Here is a 14,664-nt window from a genome sequence, read left to right as displayed (position 1 = left end):
CGCCCCGTCCTTTCCCGGGAGAAAACGATGTGCTCGCTGTGCGGCGTTCTTGGATGCGATGACCATTGGACAAGCGCCGTGGCACGGCCCGGCGTCTATACGCGCAACACGGACCGGCTCAATCGCCGGCGCGAGGCCGCCAATCGCGTCAAGCTTGCCAATGCCCTGCTTGAACCGCGCCGGTTGAAGCTCGCCGAGTGGCAGGGCACATCCTACGTGCTGTCGAGCGCAACCGGACACACCAGGATCTTCGAAAGCCTCGCCCATCTTTGGCCAGAGGCGGAAGCGATGAGCGGCCGCGACTTCGATCCGCTTGACCCGGACTTCCTCGACCGCCTGAGGAAGCGGACATGACCGCAGAGTTCCGTCCGGCACCTCCAACGCCCGTCAATCTCCTTACCGGCTTTCTGGGATCCGGCAAGACGACGCTTCTGCAACGCCTCTTAGGGGATCCGGCGCTGGCGAATACAGCCGTTCTCATCAACGAGTTCGGCGAGGTGGGTCTTGACCATCATCTGCTCGACCGCATCGATGACAATGTGGTCCTGCTGAAGTCGGGCTGCCTTTGCTGCACGGTGCGTGGCGAGGTGGCCGAGGCCCTGCAGAAACTCCATTCCCAGCGTGCCCGCAACGAAATCCCCTGGTTCGACCGCGTCGTGATCGAAACCACGGGACTTGCAGATCCGTTTCCCGCACTCTCCACTATCCAGTCCCACCCGGTTCTGCGCAGCCACTTCTCCATTGCCAATGTGGTTGTGACGGTCGATGCCGTGAACGGCGCGACGCAGCTGGAACAACGGCTGGAGGCAATTCGGCAGGTGGGAGCGGCAGATGTGGTGGTCATCACCAAGTCCGACATGGAGGAGGCTGTCAAAACCGAGGTCTTGAGCGCCAAGCTGCACCGCCTCAACCCGGCCGCGCGCCAGGTGATCGCCCAGAAAGCCGGAGCCGGCGAATTTCTTACGGATGCATTTTCAGGTCGTGGCGAAGATTGGCGGCGCGATGCGTTTCGGGCGACGGAAGAGTTTGGCAGCGCCGAGCGCCATCACCAACATGGAACACACGAAGACGGTGGCAGGGGACACGACCACCATGCCCACGCGTCGGTCCGCTCCTTTTCGATGGTGATTGAAGAGCGGATCGACTGGACTGCTTTCGGCATGTGGCTGTCCATGCTTCTCAACCGCCACGGCGACCGGGTCTTCCGCGTCAAGGGCATCCTTGATATCGAAGGCGAGGAGCGGCCGGTAGCCATTCATGGTGTGCAGCGTCTCGTCCATCCGCCGGTTCACATGTCCGGCTGGCCGGATGCGCGCCGCCACTCGCGCATCGTGTTCATCGTAGACGGGCTCGACCCCGCACGCATCGAGGAGTCGTTTCATGTATTCAACCGCTTGTCGGACGAAGTGCTCGGACCACACCAGACGACGACGCTTCGCAGGGCGGGCTGAGGTGCGGGCGTGAAGAAGCCCGCTTCACCTGCAGTGCATGCGCGACAGCGACAGCCGCTGCGTGTCCTGTGCACGGAAATCACGCCTTACCAGCAGTTGCACGAACGCGCCGAGCGCGACCTGGGCTTCGATCTGATTTTTGAACAGCACGATTTCGTGACGGCCCAGCGCATCGCCGCAACCGAGCCCGAACGCTACGACGTCTACGATCAGTGTTTCCACAATCTGGATATCGTCTGGCACTGGCGCGCCGTGCAGAAGATCGAACTCGAACGCATTGAACTGTGGGACGAGGTGAACGATCTCACCAAGAAGGGCCGCATCAACGCGTCGGCCCGACTGGGCTTGGGCGACGCCCCGGTCACGCGCCTCTATGTCCAGCAGGACAATTCCCTGTCTTCCATTCCGTCGCCGCATATTTCCATGCTGCCGACCGTGCACAATTTCGATTCCTTCGGCGTCAATGAGACGGCCACTGGCGTCGACGTCGATACACAAGTGAGGTCCTGGGCTGAACTCCTGGATCCTCGCTGGAAAGGCCACGTGGCGATCGTCGACGAGCCCGCCATCGGCATCTTCGATATCGCTCTCGCGGCGCGCGCAGCCAACAAGATGACCTTCAAGGATCTCGGCAATATGAGCGTCGAAGAGATCGACCACCTCATCGATCTGGCGCTTTCGCTGAAGCGGGAAGGGCACTTCACCTCCTTCTGGCGCACGACGCAGGAAGCGACCATGATGATGGAGCGTGGCGACGTATGGATCGCCAGCATGTGGTCGCCGAGCGCCGTTCAGCTCAAGAGCCGCCACCTTCGCACCCGCCAGGCGGTGCCGGTGGAAGGATACCGCGCTTGGCACGGCGGCCTTTGTCTAGCGCGTCACCTGGAAGGCCACCGGCTCGATCAGGGCTATGCCTATCTGAACTGGTTCATTTCCGGCTGGCCGGGCGCGGTTGTCGCGCGTCAGGGATACTACATGCCCGTGCCGGAGAGGGTGCGCGAGCATCTGAAACCGGACGAATGGGATTACTGGTACGACGGCAAGGAAGCGCGAAGCCCGCTATGCGGTCCCGATGGGAACATTGCCATTTTGCCCGCCGCGCAGCGTTCGGGCGGGTCCTACTGGAACCGCGCCTCCCACATCGCCCTGTGGAACACCACGATGGACGAGCATAACTATCTGGTACGCCGCTGGGCGGAACTTGTAAAGGAACCAGCCGACAGAACAGGTCTCTTGCGGAACGCATCCTGACATGAGCAGAATCAGACTGATCACCACGGGAGGCACCATTGCCTCCAGCCGCAAGGCGGGCTCCGATCGCGTTGTCGCAAATATCAGCGGCGCGGAGCTCAAGGCACGTCTGCACGACCCTCTGGACGGCATCGAGATCGAGATTGACGACTTCAGCTCCGTAGGCAGTTTCGCCTTCGACCTGCCGCTTGCCTTCTCCCTTGCCCGGCACATCAACAGCGTGCTGGCGAAAGAGGATTGCGATGGTGTCGTCGTGACTCACGGCACCGACACCATGGAGGAAAGCTGTTATATGGCCGACCTCATCGTGAACAGTGACAAGCCGGTGGTCTTCACGGGCGCGCAGCGTCACGCCGGCGATGCGGATACGGACGGCCCGCGCAATATAGCCGAAGCGATGCGCGTGGCCGCTGCGCCGCAGGCGCGCGGCATTGGGGCCGTGATCGTGTTCGAACAGGATATCCACGCCGCACGTGACGTGACCAAGGCGCACACCTCGCGCGTCGACACCTTTCGCTCCAATTCTTACGGCAAGCTTGGGGAGGTGGATGGCGAGAACGTCTTCATCTACCGCAGGCCGACCGGGCGCTTTCATGCAGACGTGACCCGGATCGTACCCGAGGTTGAGCTGATGAAGCTCGCCATGGGCAGTTCGCCGGCCTTCCTGGACTTTGCCGTTGGGCAAGGCGCGCGCGCCATCGTGATCGAGGCCTTTGGGCGTGGAAACGCGCCTAACGGTTTCGCCGAAGCGATCGCCCCGATCGTGGCCAAAGGCATTCCCGTGATCGTTGCCTCGCGCTGCCAAGAGGGACGCACCCGCCCCATCTATGGGGGTGGCAGCGGCGGGAAGGATCTGGCCGATGCCGGTGTGATCTTCTCCGGTGATCTGAGCGGCCTCAAGGCCCGCATCCTCGCTGCGGTGCTGCTCGGGAAGAACGCTGGAATGGATGCATTCCGGCGTGACTTCGAAAAGGTGACGTGCACCCCGACCTCCTGAGGCGCCGCCGGTCCCGCGCAAGTCGAAGCTGATCACTACGCAACCCGGGAACTCTCGGGGAGTGGGATGGGCGGCTCGCCTTCATTGGCCAGGTGCCACACGATCCGTTCCAAAGACTGGTCCCACCCGTCGCGCTTGTGCAGGGCACTGCGGTTGTCCCAGACAACGAGGTCATCCACCTCCATGGCGGCCGTCCACCAATAGGGCGACTCCGCCGCGTGACGCCGGAGCCGGCTTATCAACGAGAAGCTCTCGTCGGGGCTCATATCCACGACAAGCATGTCGTCCCGGTGCGGCAGGAACAGGACCGGCCGCCGGGTCGTGGGGTGCAGCCGGACCAGCGGGTGCTGCGGGCCGACCTGCCTTTCTTCCAGGGATTTGCTGGGGGGCAGGGGAAACTCGTTGCCGGCAGGATATTCGTGATGGATGACGCGCAGGTGCGCGATTTTTTCCTTCATATCGGCGGGTAGGCTCTCATAAATGAGGTAGGCGTTCATCCAGTAGGTCTTGGGCGGCACGCCGGGTACTTTGCGGGCATAGAAATAGGTGTAGCCGGCGGGAACGGGCTTTGCCGCACCGTCGGTGTGCCAGTCCTGCGGCGCGCTGCTGCCGTCGCCCAGCGGCCGCCCGTCGCTCTGCTGCACGTTCGAGATGATCTTCAGATAATCGACGCCTTGGATATGGGCGGCATCGTTGTTCTTCCGCTTGAGGCTGAGGAGGGGCCCGAAATGGCGGCCAAGCTGCTCCATCTGCTCCGGCGTGAGCTTCTGCTTGCGGAAGCGCAGCACGATATGCTCCTCGATCGCCTGCTGAATGGCATCGAGAACCGCCGTATCGTTCCGTTCGATCACCTCCGCGACGTCGATGTACAAAACGTCGGCACCGATGTGAGGCGATGCCGGCTGCAAAGTGAGGCTGCTTGCCCCTTTCATGGTTTCCTCCTTGATGGGGATTGAAAATAGCGGAGCGGCGGGGCCTGCGCGGGCCCGCTGCCGCTGGAGCGCGGCTAGCGCCTCAGGAGATCCCGCGCCCGCCCTTCCATGGATGCAAGAGATTCCTCAGGTGTCGCCTTCAGCGTCGCCACCGCCTGCAGGTGCTCGATGAACATGTCGGCGATGCGCAACCCGTTCTCACCAGGTACGATGTACCATCCGCTGAGCGCGTCGAGGTTCTCCAGATAGGAATGGGCGTTGTCGCGGTCGGCGAGAATGTCCTTCAGCGCTGCGGATTGCTCTATGGCGACGCTGTTGGTGGGCGCATAGCCGGTCATTGCGGCAAGCGCGGCTTGGCCCTCCGGCCCGGCCATGAATTTCATGAAATCGAAGGCCGCCTGCTGTGCCGCCGGATCCTGCGCGAGCATCGCGCCGATCACGGCCGAGGTGGGGATCCGCCCCTTACCCTCCGCCAGAGGGAAGGGCACGGAGACCACCTGGAATTTCCCGTCGGCCGCCTCCTCGTAGCGCGGGATGAGGCTGCTCATGCTGGCGAACACGCCGATGCCACCGGCTCCGAACGCCTGGCGCGCCTGATCGCGCGTCATGTCGGCACGTGCCTGGCCCGCATCGGCGAAGTCACGCAGGAGCTGCAGCGCCTGCAGCCCTTCGGCTCCCTGGAAGGTGAAGTTCTCATCCGCAGCATCCATGACGCTGCCGCCGAAGCTTTCCAAGAGGGCCAGCCAGCTGAAGCCGATCCCGTTGTCGTACTCGAAGAAGCCGCCGACGATGTTCGGCGCCACTCCATCCATCTTCTTCGCAAGGTCGAGAATGCCCGGCCAGTCGCGTGGCAGATCTTCCGGATTGACGCCAGCCTGGTCCACAAGCTGCGAATTGAAGAGCACGACAGGCATGGAGACGCCGTAGGCCAGTCCATAGGTCGTTCCGCTCACCACGCCCGGGCTGGTGACGGAGGAGGAGAATTGCGCTTTCCATTCCGTATCTGCCTCGATGAATGAGTCGAGCTCAGCCGCAATGCCGTTTTCCTGCAGCACCCGCAGGAGAGGGCCGGTGAAGAGAATAACGTCGGGCAGCTTGGCGCCAACCATATGGTCGCGCAGCAATTGTTGCTGGAATTGGGACGCCTCGCGGGCTCCTCCGATCCACTCGACGGTGACGTCCTCCGACTGGGCGTTGTAGAGCGTGATGAGTTTCTCATACAGCGCCAGGTTTTGGGCATTCCCGGAGCCTGACAGAGTTATGGTGGTCTCGGCGTGGGCGGAGGCGGAAAGTGCCAAACTGCCGATCAATGCCGCGGCAGCGAGAATTCTGTGCATGGTCGGTCCTCTCCTGGAAGGGTTCATGAAACGGGGGCTTCACCATGCGTGTTTCACCAATCCTCGGACCGGCGGATTTCGACGCAACGTAAAGCCAAGCGTGACTCGAGCTGGCATGGCGGCTCAACAGTAAGATGTATAGGTGTACGTATTTATAGACATCAATTATGAGAGTCTTGTGACAATGTGCGTTGAGAACGCTCCTCCTTCGCGATCCCGCCGTGTGTGAGCGGTGCAAGCGCGATAGGAAGGTCGTGCGGACAAGAGGGAGAATCGGCTCGATGAAGAGTGAGGGGATCAGCCGCTGGCGGCAAGTGGGCGAGGCCCTGATGCGCGAGATCGATCAGGGGCTGCTCGGGCCGGGTGACAAGCTTCCGGCCGAGTTCGATCTTGCGGAAAGGTTCGGGGTGGCGCGCCAGACGGTACGTCGCGCCTTGTCGCATTTGCGCAACGAAGGCGTGATCGACGTCCAGCTCGGCCGAGGGACCTTTGTTTCCGAGAGAGTTTTCGAATATCGGATCGCTGCCCAAAGGACGTTCGAGGAAAACCTCCTCGATAGCGCAATGATTCCCAGCCGCGATCTTCTGAGCATTCAGCTGGTGCCGGCCACGAAGGGAATCGCAAAGAATCTGAAGCTCGAGGCCGGCTCTCCCGTCCTGTTCGTCGTGACCGTCAACAAGGCGGACGAGGTTCCGGTCGTCCTGGGGTACATCTTCTTTCCCCATGCCAGGATACCGAAGCTCGAGGGCATCCTGGCGCGGATCGCCGCCGAAAAGCGCAGTTTCTCCCTGGCCGCTGCTTTGGCGGATGCCGGCGTGCTGCGGGCCCGGCGCACCTTTATCCGGCTGAAATCGAGGCTGCCATTGGCGGAGGAGACGGAGGTGCTCAGCCTTCCGCCGCTGGAGACGGTTGTCGAGACGACCTCGATGAGCGCGGACGACGAAGGCAATCCCGTATTCTACTCGATCATGTCCTATCGCGGCAGCCGCGTGGAGTTTTTCGTTGGAAGCGAGGCTCTCGGGGAGAAATGACGGACGACAGTGCGGTGCCGTTCCGCAGACCCGATGACCCTCAGCGCAGGAAGCGCTTTTCGTTGGCCTTGACCTGATCCATTTTCTGCAGGCGGAAGATTTCCTCCACGGAGACGATGTCCTTGTGCACGTTCTGCACGCCGCCGTCGGTGACGATCCGCCGGAAAACGTCACGCATCGCCGTCGCCGCGGCACGGATGGCATAGTTGCCGTAGATGGTCATGCGGATGTTGCCGAGTGCGTGGATGCGCGTGGCGTCGAGCTCGGGATAGGCGTTGGGCACAATGACGAGTGGAACCGGTCCCTTCCACGCGCGCGAAAAACTCTCGATCTCGCCCGGGTTTCTTTTCTTCGAATGGATCAGGATCATATCGGCGCCGGCTTCGGCATAGGCCATGCCGCGCTTTAGCGCCTCCGCCTCGCCGAGGCCCGCGATCAGGGCTTCGGTGCGGGCGATGATGAGGAAGCCGGGGTCCTGCCGGCTCGCCCCGGCCGCTTCGATCTTGCCCTGAAACTCCTCGATGCGCAGCAGCTCCTGCCGGCCGTCGGCTGCCAGGCTCGTCACCTTCGGAAAGGTCTTGTCCTCGATGACGACGGCCGCAGTTCCCGCCTTTTCGTATTCCCTGATCGCATGGATGACGTTCAGTGCGTTGCCGTAGCCCGTGTCGATGTCGGCGACGATCGGCAGCGACGAACACCCGGCGATGGCGCGCAGCATATCGAGATGCTGCGTCATGGTGATCAGGCTCATGTCGGCCAAGCCATAGAGCGCCGACAGCTCGAATCCCGAGGCCCAGAGGCCGTCGAAGCCGGCTTCCTCGGCCAGGAGCGCCGAGAGCGGGCTATGCGCCGCCATGATGTGGACTAGACCGCGTTCGGCCATGCGGTCGCGGAGGAGTTTTGCCTTGCTCATGGCTCGGCGTTCAACAACCCAGGACAGCGCCTTGGCAAATCCAATGATACCGGATGAAGGCGGATGTCATCGATTTTTGCGATTGTATGTCAGGCGGCGTCACCAGTCCCTGCATTCCTGCAAAGCCGCACGAGCCAGCGGCAGAAGGCACGGGCCAGCATGGGGTTGGCGCTGCGGTCCACCGCATAGGCGCGGTACTGCATGCCGCTCGACGCTCGCGACCCTTCGACAAGGCAGAGAAGGCCCTGCCGGATGAGGTCGCTCACCACGATCTCCGGCGCGACGAGCAGACACTTGCCGGTCGTGACCGCCGGTAGCGCCAGGTAGTGATGATCGTAGCGCGCGCCGAGCTTGATGTCGTCGGGCTTCAGGTTCATGGAGCGTAGCCAGGTGGGCAGGATGTCCGGCCGCGACGTGATGGTGAGCATCGGAAGCGTCCGGACGGCTAGCAAGCCCTTGCCCGATACGTGCTGCGGCGCGCCCACGCAGACGAGTTGCTCCTTGTGCATCTCCCAGTGGTCCGAGGGCTCCGACAGGGCCAGGTCGCGCGTGATCAGTACGTCAAACCCGTCGGTCGTGGACGGGAGCGACAGCGAGCTCATCACATCCACCACCGCGCCGCCCATTTCGTTCGAAAACGCCTGCAGGTTGGGGATGAGCAGCGTGTAGGCGAAGGTGGAGAGCGATGTACGCACCACGATGCGGTTTGTGTCCGCGCGGTCACGGCGCCGCATGCGCTGGGCAGTGAAGAAGATGGTATCGAGCGGCTCGCTGACGGCGTTGGCGAAGAGGCGACCGAATTCGGTCAGTTCCGTGTAGCGGCCCCGACGATCGATGAGCGGCGCGCCGAGATAATTTTCCAGCACCGCCAGATGCCGGCTGACCGAGCTCTGCGTCGTGCCCAAGGTGTGGGCTGCACGCGTGACGCTCTTTTCGCGCGCAATCGCCACGAAGGCACGGACGGAATTGAGAGGAAGCGCCTCGTCTTCACGGGTCATGCGTTGCTCCATGGCTGCGGCCGGCACCGGTGCATCCATCGCCGATCGCACTTCATCTATCGAATTAAAAGATTCTTGTCATCCACGTGTCGCGCGGCCTCGCTACGCGAACTTGCAGGTAGGAGCTTGCCTCAGCATGAAGCAAGTAAGGCCCCCAACCCGGAGATGGCCAATGAGCGGCGTGAGGTTCCAAAACGTCCAAAAATCGTTCGGCTCCGTCTCGGTCCTTCGCGATGTCTCGCTCGATATTGCCGAGGGCGAGTTCCTGACGCTGCTGGGGCCGAGCGGCTGCGGGAAATCGACGCTGCTGCGCATCCTGGCGGGGTTGGAGGCACAGGACAAAGGCTCGGTGTCGATCGGGGGGAGGGCGGTGGACGACGTACGCCCGAAGCGGCGGGACGTCGCCATGGTCTTCCAATCCTATGCGCTCTATCCGCACATGACGGTGGCCGAGAACATGGCGCTGCCGCTGAGGATGCGTCGCCTTTCCACATGGCAGCGGCTGCCGTCGGTCGGCCGGCTCCTTCCGGGAACAAGACAGGTCGGTGCCGAGATCGCGGCCGAGGTGGAACTGACCGCCAAGGCGCTCGGCATCGACCATCTTCTGGAGCGGAAGCCCGGCCAGCTTTCAGGCGGTCAGCGCCAGCGTGTGGCTGTGGGCAGGGCGATGGTGCGCCATCCGGCCGTGTTCCTGATGGACGAGCCGCTTTCCAACCTCGACGCCAAGCTGAGGGTGCAGATGCGAACCGAGATCAAGGAACTGCACCGGCGGCTCGGCGTTACCTTCATTTACGTCACCCACGACCAGGCGGAGGCCATGACATTGTCGGACCGGGTGGCGGTAATGCTCGACGGCGAGTTGCTGCAGGTGGCGCCGCCGCAGGAGATCTATGCCGATCCGGCCGAGCGGCGCGTAGCGGAGTTCATCGGCTCGCCGAAGATCAACATGCTCGACGGTGTGGTGCGCGAACGCGGGCTCATCGATGTGGCGGGATCGACACTCGCTGTCGACATCGATCGGGAGCAGGGCGCGCAGGTGACGCTGGGCATTCGGCCCGAGGTTTTTCACGTGGCTGAGCGGCTGGGGCCAGGTTCTCTCACGGGTTCGGTTCGGCTGGTCGAGCATATGGGCTCGGACCTCTTCGTCCATCTCGACATGCCGGGTGTGGCGGAACCCGTGATCGCCCGGCTGCTCGCCGAGCGCGCGCCGCAGATTTCTGCCGGGCACACGCTCCATCTCGGAGTCAGGCCCGATCGCGCTCTCGCTTTCACGCGCGAGGGCGCCCGCATCCGGCTCGGGGCTTTAGCGAAGCCGGCGGCGGGAGCCACCGTCACCCATCTTCGCGAGTATGCGCAATGAGCGCGGCGGCCGAACCATTGCCCGTCCACCCGGCCGCATCCTCGCCGGCAAGGGCGCAGAGGCTGGCGGAGGCGCTCGCCGGTTATGCGCTCGCGGGGCCGGCCTTCCTGCTGCTGCTCGTACTCTTCATCCTTCCCGTCTTCGCCGTCTTCGTGATCGCGACCACGGACTGGCAGTTCGGTGCCCACAGTCTCAACTTCATCGGCCTTGCCAATTTCCGCGAAGTTTTTGCCGACGAAGGCTTTCGCATCTCGCTGGCGAACACGATCGTCTATGTTCTGATCGTGGTGCCGGGCACTGTGATCCTCGGCCTCGTCATCGCCCTGTTGATCGAGAGCGGGCGAGCCCTGCGTGCCCTCTACCGCGCTATCCATTTCCTGCCCTACATGGCCACCCTCGCCGCCATGGCGATCGCCTGGGAAGCGCTGCTCCACCCGACCATCGGTCTCGTGAACCAGACGCTCTCTGCTCTCGGTCTGCCCACTGCCAATTGGCTGCGGGACGAGGATACGGTGCTGCCGGTGCTCGTCGTCATCGGCATTTGGCAGAACCTCGGCTTTGCCATGGTGCTGTTCCTGGCAGGGCTCAAATCCATCCCTCAGGACCTCTACGACGCAGCCGACATCGACGGCGCTGACCTCTGGCTCGACCGGCTGCGCACCGTGACCCTACCCATGCTGGGGCCGGTGACGATGTTCGTCGTCATCGTGGTGGCGCTCAAAGCCTTCGAGAGCTTCGACACCGTGCAGATCCTCACCCAAGGCGGCCCCGGTCATGCGTCCGAAGTGCTGCTCTACACCCTCTACCGCGAAAGCTTCGAATATCTGCGCACCGGCTACGGCGCCTCCGTGACCGTCGTCTTCCTCGCCATCGTGGTGGCGCTCACCCTAGTCCAGGCCCGCATCATGGACAGGAAGGTGCATTATCAATGAGCCAGCCTCCGCAGCGGATTGTCGAAAGTCGGTCCAGACATTCTTGACACATACAACGGAGCCCCCAATGTCCATCAAGCCAAGGGCCTTCAAACTAAAGGCGTTGACCGTTGCGCTGGCCATGTTCGGCCTTGCCGGAGCCGCTGCGGCGGAGCCCGCCATCTCCCTGGAGGTCGCCTATGCATTCGGCTTCCAGAAGGAAGCGCATGAAGAGGCGGCGAAGGAGTTCATGGCCGCCAACCCGGACATCGCCATCGAATTCCGCGGCGTGGCCGAGAACTACGAGGAGCTCGTGCAGGCCAATTTCCGCGAGGCCATCACGGGCGATCTTCCGGACGTGGCCTTTCACGGCTTCAACCGCGTGGCCTTCATCGTAGAGCGCGGCCTGGCCGCTCCCCTGGAGCCGTTCATCGCCGCCGAGGAAGACCGGAACTCGCTCGGCTATGCTCCGGCATCGCTCACGCTGGCGACGGTCGGGGAGGAGCTCTACGGCCTGCCCTTCGCCATTTCCACCCCGATCGTCTATTACAATGCCGAACTCGTACGGCGCGCCGGCGGCGATCCGGAGCAGTTCCCAAAAACATGGCCCGAAATCCTGGACCTGGCCAAGCGCGTAGAGGCGCTCGACGGCAACATCATGGGCGCCTTCTTCGACTGGACCAGCTCGGCCAACTGGGAGTTCATCGCCTTGGTTGAATCGCAGGGCGGGCGCATGATGAAGGATGGGAAGATCACCTTCGACGGGCCGGAAGGGATGGCGGCGCTCGAGCTACTGCGTTCCTTCGGCGAGGCGGGCCAGGTGGACATGTCTCCGGACCAGGCAGCACAGGTCTTCGTTGCCGGGCAGCTTGGCATTCTGATCACCTCCAGCGCCCGGACGATGCGCTACACCGAACAGAGCGCCGGCACCTTCACGCTCAGGACGGCGCCCTTTCCGCTGCCTTCGTCGGAGGGTCGCCTGCCGGCCGGCGGCAATGCGGGCATGATCCTGGCGCGGGACGAAGCGCGGCAGCGGGCCGCGTGGAAGTACTTGAAATTCGTCACCGGCCCGGTCGGCCAGACGATCATGGCGCAGAAAACGGGCTACGTCCCCGGCAACCTGCGGGCAATCAACGATCCGAAACTCCTCGCGGACTTCTATCGCGAGCGGCCCAATCTGGCGACGAGCGTAGGGCAGCTTCCCGTCATCAGCGGCTTCTTCGCCTTCCCGGGCGAAAACTCGATCAAGCTCAGCGCGCTTCTTCGTGACCACCTCCAGTCGGTGGTGACGATGAAGCGGTCGCCCGAAGAGGCCATGGCCGCAATGGTCGAGGACGCCAGAACCTTGCTTCCCGAATAGCAACTCTCCGGTCGGGGCTTACATGAACGCCAGAAACCTGCCTGCCACAGCCGCGATCGCCCGCCATGCTCTGCTGCTCCTGACCGGGGCCCTCGTGCTGGTGCCTTTCGTGTGGATGGTCTCTCTCTCGCTCAAGCCGCCCGGGGAGATCTTCCGGGCATCCTTCTCCCTCCTGCCGGAGCAATGGTTCGCGGTGGAGAACTACACCAAGGCGCTCACCGAGGCGCCACTGCCGCGCTACATGGTCAATGGCGTTTTCGTCTGCGCGACTATCCTCGCTTTGCAGATCCTGGTCTGCGCGCCGGCGGCCTATGCGCTCGCCAAGCTCGATTTCAAGGGCCGCGATATGCTCTTCGGCCTGGTGCTCATCGGCCTGCTCCTTCCCCATCAGGTGCTGGCGCTGCCGCTCTTCATCCTCGGCTACAGCCTCGGTATCCTCAACACCTATGCCGCTCTGATCTTCCCCTTCGTGGTCTCGCCCTTCGCCATCTTCCTGTTTCGTCAGTTCTTCAAATCGATCCCGGACGACGTGGTCCATGCTGCCCGCCTCGACGGGCTGTCGGAGTTCGCCATTGTCTGGAAGATCATGGTGCCGATGGCCATGCCCGCCGTCATCGCCTTCTCCATCTTCTCGGTCGTCTCCCACTGGAACGACCTGTTCTGGCCGCTCATCGCGGTGCGGTCCGAAGATCTCATGCCACCGCCGCTGGGCATCATGGCCTTCAAGAACGAGGAGGCGGGCAACGACTACGGCCCGCTCATGGCCGCCTCGACCCTCGTCGTGCTGCCCCTTGTGGTCGCATTTCTTGCGGCGCAAAAATGGTTCGTCGAAGGACTGGGGAAGGGCAGCATCAAATAGTCGGCTGCACCACTGTCGCAGCCAATGCGATCGTTCAGCGCTCGACCTTCAGCCGTGGCCCGCCGACTTCCGAGGGGGAGTGCTCACTTGTAAGAGTCGATCGAAGGTATCGTGTGCGCTGTCGTGAAGTGAGAAACGCATCTCCCGCTCCGACCAGAGCTTTACCTCTGGTCGGACAGAGGCGCCCTGCTGGAATCCCGCGGCAAGAACAATTGCTCCGCGCTCCTCTCAGCGATCTGAATGATGGCTCCCAAATAGAAAATGCAAGAACAGTTATTTACCATGGAAAATGGCGGAGGGAGTGGGATTCGAACCCACGGTGGACTCGCGCCCACGCCGGTTTTCAAGACCGGTGCCTTAAACCGCTCGGCCATCCCTCCGAATACTGACTTCGTTAGCTTTTCTGGCTTCCTGTCGAGATAAATTCCCGCAGTCTCTACCATCTTGCTGCCGAAACCCTGCTTCGCTGAGCGCTTTACCGCGCCTCCAATCGCTGCGTCAACTCGTTCCGCAGCTTCCTTCCTGCCTGCAAACACAGGTCGAGCTTGATGTCGATCGTAGAGTGGAGTGCCCCAAGCTCGGCTCGCTATCCGAGATATACGCCGGTCGCTGGCATTTGGACGGTGCGGGGGCGCAGATCGTGAGCACACGCGGAGGCAGGGAAGTCTTCGCAATGACCCGCACACAGTCGCAGGCCGCGATGGTGGCTGGGCCAGATCGTCGTGATCAGGAGGGCGGCCGCGTCAGCATGGCGGCTATCTCCTCGACCGGTTCCTTGACGAGGATCGCAATGTTCCGGTCGCCGCCATAATAGGTGACGTGGAGTTCGGTAAAACTGCCACTCGGCTGGGCGTCAAACCACACGATATGGTCGCTGTTGACCATGACGGTCTTTTGGTTTTGGTCTGTTAGGCGCAGCCACATAATCTGCTCCTCTTCTACACGGCAGGCAGGTTCTGTGGCCTGCCCGCGTTCGTAGCTGTTCAGAAATCGAAGATTTCGCCCAGAAGCGATTTCTTCTTCTTGTGAGGGCGCTGCGAACCGTAGTTTCGGTCATCCCTGTACCCGCGCTCGTCGCGCTCACGGGAGCGCTGGTCAAATTGCGCGGACAAACCCTCCTGCGAGGTCCGCTCGACAATTTTGTCGAGCTCGCCACGATCGAGCCAGACGCCGCGGCACTTTGGGCAATAGTCGATCTCGATGCCTTGCCGCTCGCTCATGACCAACTCGCTTCCGTCAACAGGGCACTGCATCTCCGTCTCCT

At 62.7% G+C, this 14,664-nt stretch carries 15 protein-coding genes and 1 tRNA gene; 9 read left to right on the top strand and 7 right to left on the bottom strand.

The genetic code is table 11. From position 1 onward, the window contains the following. Positions 1-27: 27 nt before the first annotated feature. From PVE73_RS13775 to PVE73_RS13760, 4 genes are read left to right on the top strand one after another with little or no spacing between them, the layout of a single operon-like run. The gene (locus tag PVE73_RS13775) at positions 28-354 is read left to right on the top strand and encodes a hypothetical protein (RefSeq protein ID WP_277362798.1); all 327 of its coding nucleotides are present in this window, start codon (positions 28-30) and stop codon (positions 352-354) included. Then, positions 351-1,451, top strand: coding sequence for a GTP-binding protein (locus PVE73_RS13770; protein ID WP_277362797.1), 1,101 nt, complete (start codon positions 351-353; stop codon positions 1,449-1,451). The genes PVE73_RS13775 and PVE73_RS13770 overlap by 4 nt, the downstream gene beginning before the upstream one ends. Positions 1,452-1,460: 9 nt before the next feature. Beyond that, entirely contained in the window at positions 1,461-2,702 is a 1,242-nt protein-coding gene (locus tag PVE73_RS13765; RefSeq protein WP_277362796.1) for an extracellular solute-binding protein, read from the top strand. Between the two features lies 1 nt (position 2,703). Next, complete coding sequence (locus tag PVE73_RS13760) at positions 2,704-3,699, top strand: asparaginase (protein WP_277362795.1); 996 nt, start codon at positions 2,704-2,706, stop codon at positions 3,697-3,699. Between the two features lie 35 nt (positions 3,700-3,734). Here the strand turns inward: PVE73_RS13760 and PVE73_RS13755 are convergent, their stop codons facing one another. Both PVE73_RS13755 and PVE73_RS13750 read right to left on the bottom strand, forming a co-directional pair. Beyond that, positions 3,735-4,631 (bottom strand): TauD/TfdA family dioxygenase, encoded by an 897-nt coding sequence (locus PVE73_RS13755; RefSeq protein WP_277362794.1) that lies wholly within the window; start codon positions 4,629-4,631, stop codon positions 3,735-3,737. A 74-nt stretch (positions 4,632-4,705) separates the two neighbouring features. After that, positions 4,706-5,968 carry an extracellular solute-binding protein gene (locus PVE73_RS13750; protein WP_277362793.1) on the bottom strand — a complete coding sequence of 421 codons (1,263 nt, stop codon included), beginning with the start codon at positions 5,966-5,968 and terminating at the stop codon, positions 4,706-4,708. A gap of 281 nt (positions 5,969-6,249) precedes the next feature. Here PVE73_RS13750 and phnF point away from each other — a divergent pair, with 281 nt between their 5' ends. Further along, positions 6,250-6,999 carry a phosphonate metabolism transcriptional regulator PhnF gene (gene phnF, locus PVE73_RS13745; protein WP_277362792.1) on the top strand — a complete coding sequence of 250 codons (750 nt, stop codon included), beginning with the start codon at positions 6,250-6,252 and terminating at the stop codon, positions 6,997-6,999. A 40-nt stretch (positions 7,000-7,039) separates the two neighbouring features. Here the strand turns inward: phnF and PVE73_RS13740 are convergent, their stop codons facing one another. Both PVE73_RS13740 and PVE73_RS13735 read right to left on the bottom strand, forming a co-directional pair. Next, complete coding sequence (locus tag PVE73_RS13740) at positions 7,040-7,912, bottom strand: isocitrate lyase/phosphoenolpyruvate mutase family protein (RefSeq protein ID WP_277362791.1); 873 nt, start codon at positions 7,910-7,912, stop codon at positions 7,040-7,042. Positions 7,913-8,001: 89 nt separating this feature from the next. Beyond that, entirely contained in the window at positions 8,002-8,910 is a 909-nt protein-coding gene (locus PVE73_RS13735; RefSeq protein ID WP_277362790.1) for a LysR family transcriptional regulator, read from the bottom strand. Positions 8,911-9,082: 172 nt separating this feature from the next. On the opposite strand from PVE73_RS13735, the gene PVE73_RS13730 reads away from it, so the two are divergent. From PVE73_RS13730 to PVE73_RS13715, 4 genes are all read left to right on the top strand, one after another. Next, complete coding sequence (locus PVE73_RS13730; protein WP_277362789.1) at positions 9,083-10,270, top strand: ABC transporter ATP-binding protein; 1,188 nt, start codon at positions 9,083-9,085, stop codon at positions 10,268-10,270. Beyond that, positions 10,267-11,202 carry a sugar ABC transporter permease gene (locus tag PVE73_RS13725; protein ID WP_277362788.1) on the top strand — a complete coding sequence of 312 codons (936 nt, stop codon included), beginning with the start codon at positions 10,267-10,269 and terminating at the stop codon, positions 11,200-11,202. Before PVE73_RS13730 ends, PVE73_RS13725 begins: the two co-directional genes overlap by 4 nt. 67 nt (positions 11,203-11,269) lie before the next feature. Further along, positions 11,270-12,541 (top strand): ABC transporter substrate-binding protein, encoded by a 1,272-nt coding sequence (locus tag PVE73_RS13720; RefSeq protein WP_277362787.1) that lies wholly within the window; start codon positions 11,270-11,272, stop codon positions 12,539-12,541. A gap of 22 nt (positions 12,542-12,563) precedes the next feature. After that, on the top strand, positions 12,564-13,400 hold the full coding sequence (locus PVE73_RS13715) for a carbohydrate ABC transporter permease (protein ID WP_277362786.1): 837 nt from the start codon (positions 12,564-12,566) through the stop codon (positions 13,398-13,400). 290 nt (positions 13,401-13,690) lie between these two features. Here PVE73_RS13715 and PVE73_RS13710 read toward each other — a convergent pair. The 3 genes from PVE73_RS13710 to PVE73_RS13700 all read right to left on the bottom strand — a co-directional run bounded on the left by PVE73_RS13710 (position 13,691) and on the right by PVE73_RS13700 (position 14,653). After that, positions 13,691-13,780, bottom strand: a tRNA-Ser gene (locus tag PVE73_RS13710). 346 nt (positions 13,781-14,126) lie between these two features. Further along, positions 14,127-14,285: a hypothetical protein gene (locus PVE73_RS13705; protein WP_277362785.1), complete on the bottom strand. Its 159-nt coding sequence runs from the start codon at positions 14,283-14,285 to the stop codon at positions 14,127-14,129. 98 nt (positions 14,286-14,383) lie between these two features. Further along, complete coding sequence (locus tag PVE73_RS13700) at positions 14,384-14,653, bottom strand: zf-TFIIB domain-containing protein (RefSeq protein ID WP_277362784.1); 270 nt, start codon at positions 14,651-14,653, stop codon at positions 14,384-14,386. Positions 14,654-14,664: the final 11 nt, after the last annotated feature.

Source organism: Chelativorans sp. AA-79 (assembly GCF_029457495.1).
In the GTDB taxonomy this organism is placed as follows: Bacteria; Pseudomonadota; Alphaproteobacteria; order Rhizobiales; family Rhizobiaceae; genus Chelativorans.
Note: the sequence above shows the minus strand (reverse complement) of the source record. Positions and strands in the feature narration are given on the sequence as shown.

Bases quoted from the DNA above. Each gene is read 5' to 3' on its own strand.
- PVE73_RS13725 (WP_277362788.1), top strand. From the start codon at position 10,267: ATGAGCGCGGCGGCCGAACCATTGCCCGTCCACCCGGCCGCATCCTCG.
- PVE73_RS13740 (WP_277362791.1), bottom strand. From the start codon at position 7,912: ATGAGCAAGGCAAAACTCCTCCGCGACCGCATGGCCGAACGCGGTCTA.
- PVE73_RS13730 (WP_277362789.1), top strand. From the start codon at position 9,083: ATGAGCGGCGTGAGGTTCCAAAACGTCCAAAAATCGTTCGGCTCCGTC.
- PVE73_RS13705 (WP_277362785.1), bottom strand. From the start codon at position 14,285: ATGGTCAACAGCGACCATATCGTGTGGTTTGACGCCCAGCCGAGTGGC.
- PVE73_RS13735 (WP_277362790.1), bottom strand. From the start codon at position 8,910: ATGACCCGTGAAGACGAGGCGCTTCCTCTCAATTCCGTCCGTGCCTTC.
- PVE73_RS13755 (WP_277362794.1), bottom strand. From the start codon at position 4,631: ATGAAAGGGGCAAGCAGCCTCACTTTGCAGCCGGCATCGCCTCACATC.
- PVE73_RS13720 (WP_277362787.1), top strand. From the start codon at position 11,270: ATGTCCATCAAGCCAAGGGCCTTCAAACTAAAGGCGTTGACCGTTGCG.
- PVE73_RS13715 (WP_277362786.1), top strand. From the start codon at position 12,564: ATGAACGCCAGAAACCTGCCTGCCACAGCCGCGATCGCCCGCCATGCT.
- PVE73_RS13760 (WP_277362795.1), top strand. From the start codon at position 2,704: ATGAGCAGAATCAGACTGATCACCACGGGAGGCACCATTGCCTCCAGC.
- PVE73_RS13770 (WP_277362797.1), top strand. From the start codon at position 351: ATGACCGCAGAGTTCCGTCCGGCACCTCCAACGCCCGTCAATCTCCTT.
- PVE73_RS13775 (WP_277362798.1), top strand. From the start codon at position 28: ATGTGCTCGCTGTGCGGCGTTCTTGGATGCGATGACCATTGGACAAGC.
- phnF (WP_277362792.1), top strand. From the start codon at position 6,250: ATGAAGAGTGAGGGGATCAGCCGCTGGCGGCAAGTGGGCGAGGCCCTG.
- PVE73_RS13700 (WP_277362784.1), bottom strand. From the start codon at position 14,653: ATGCAGTGCCCTGTTGACGGAAGCGAGTTGGTCATGAGCGAGCGGCAA.
- PVE73_RS13750 (WP_277362793.1), bottom strand. From the start codon at position 5,968: ATGCACAGAATTCTCGCTGCCGCGGCATTGATCGGCAGTTTGGCACTT.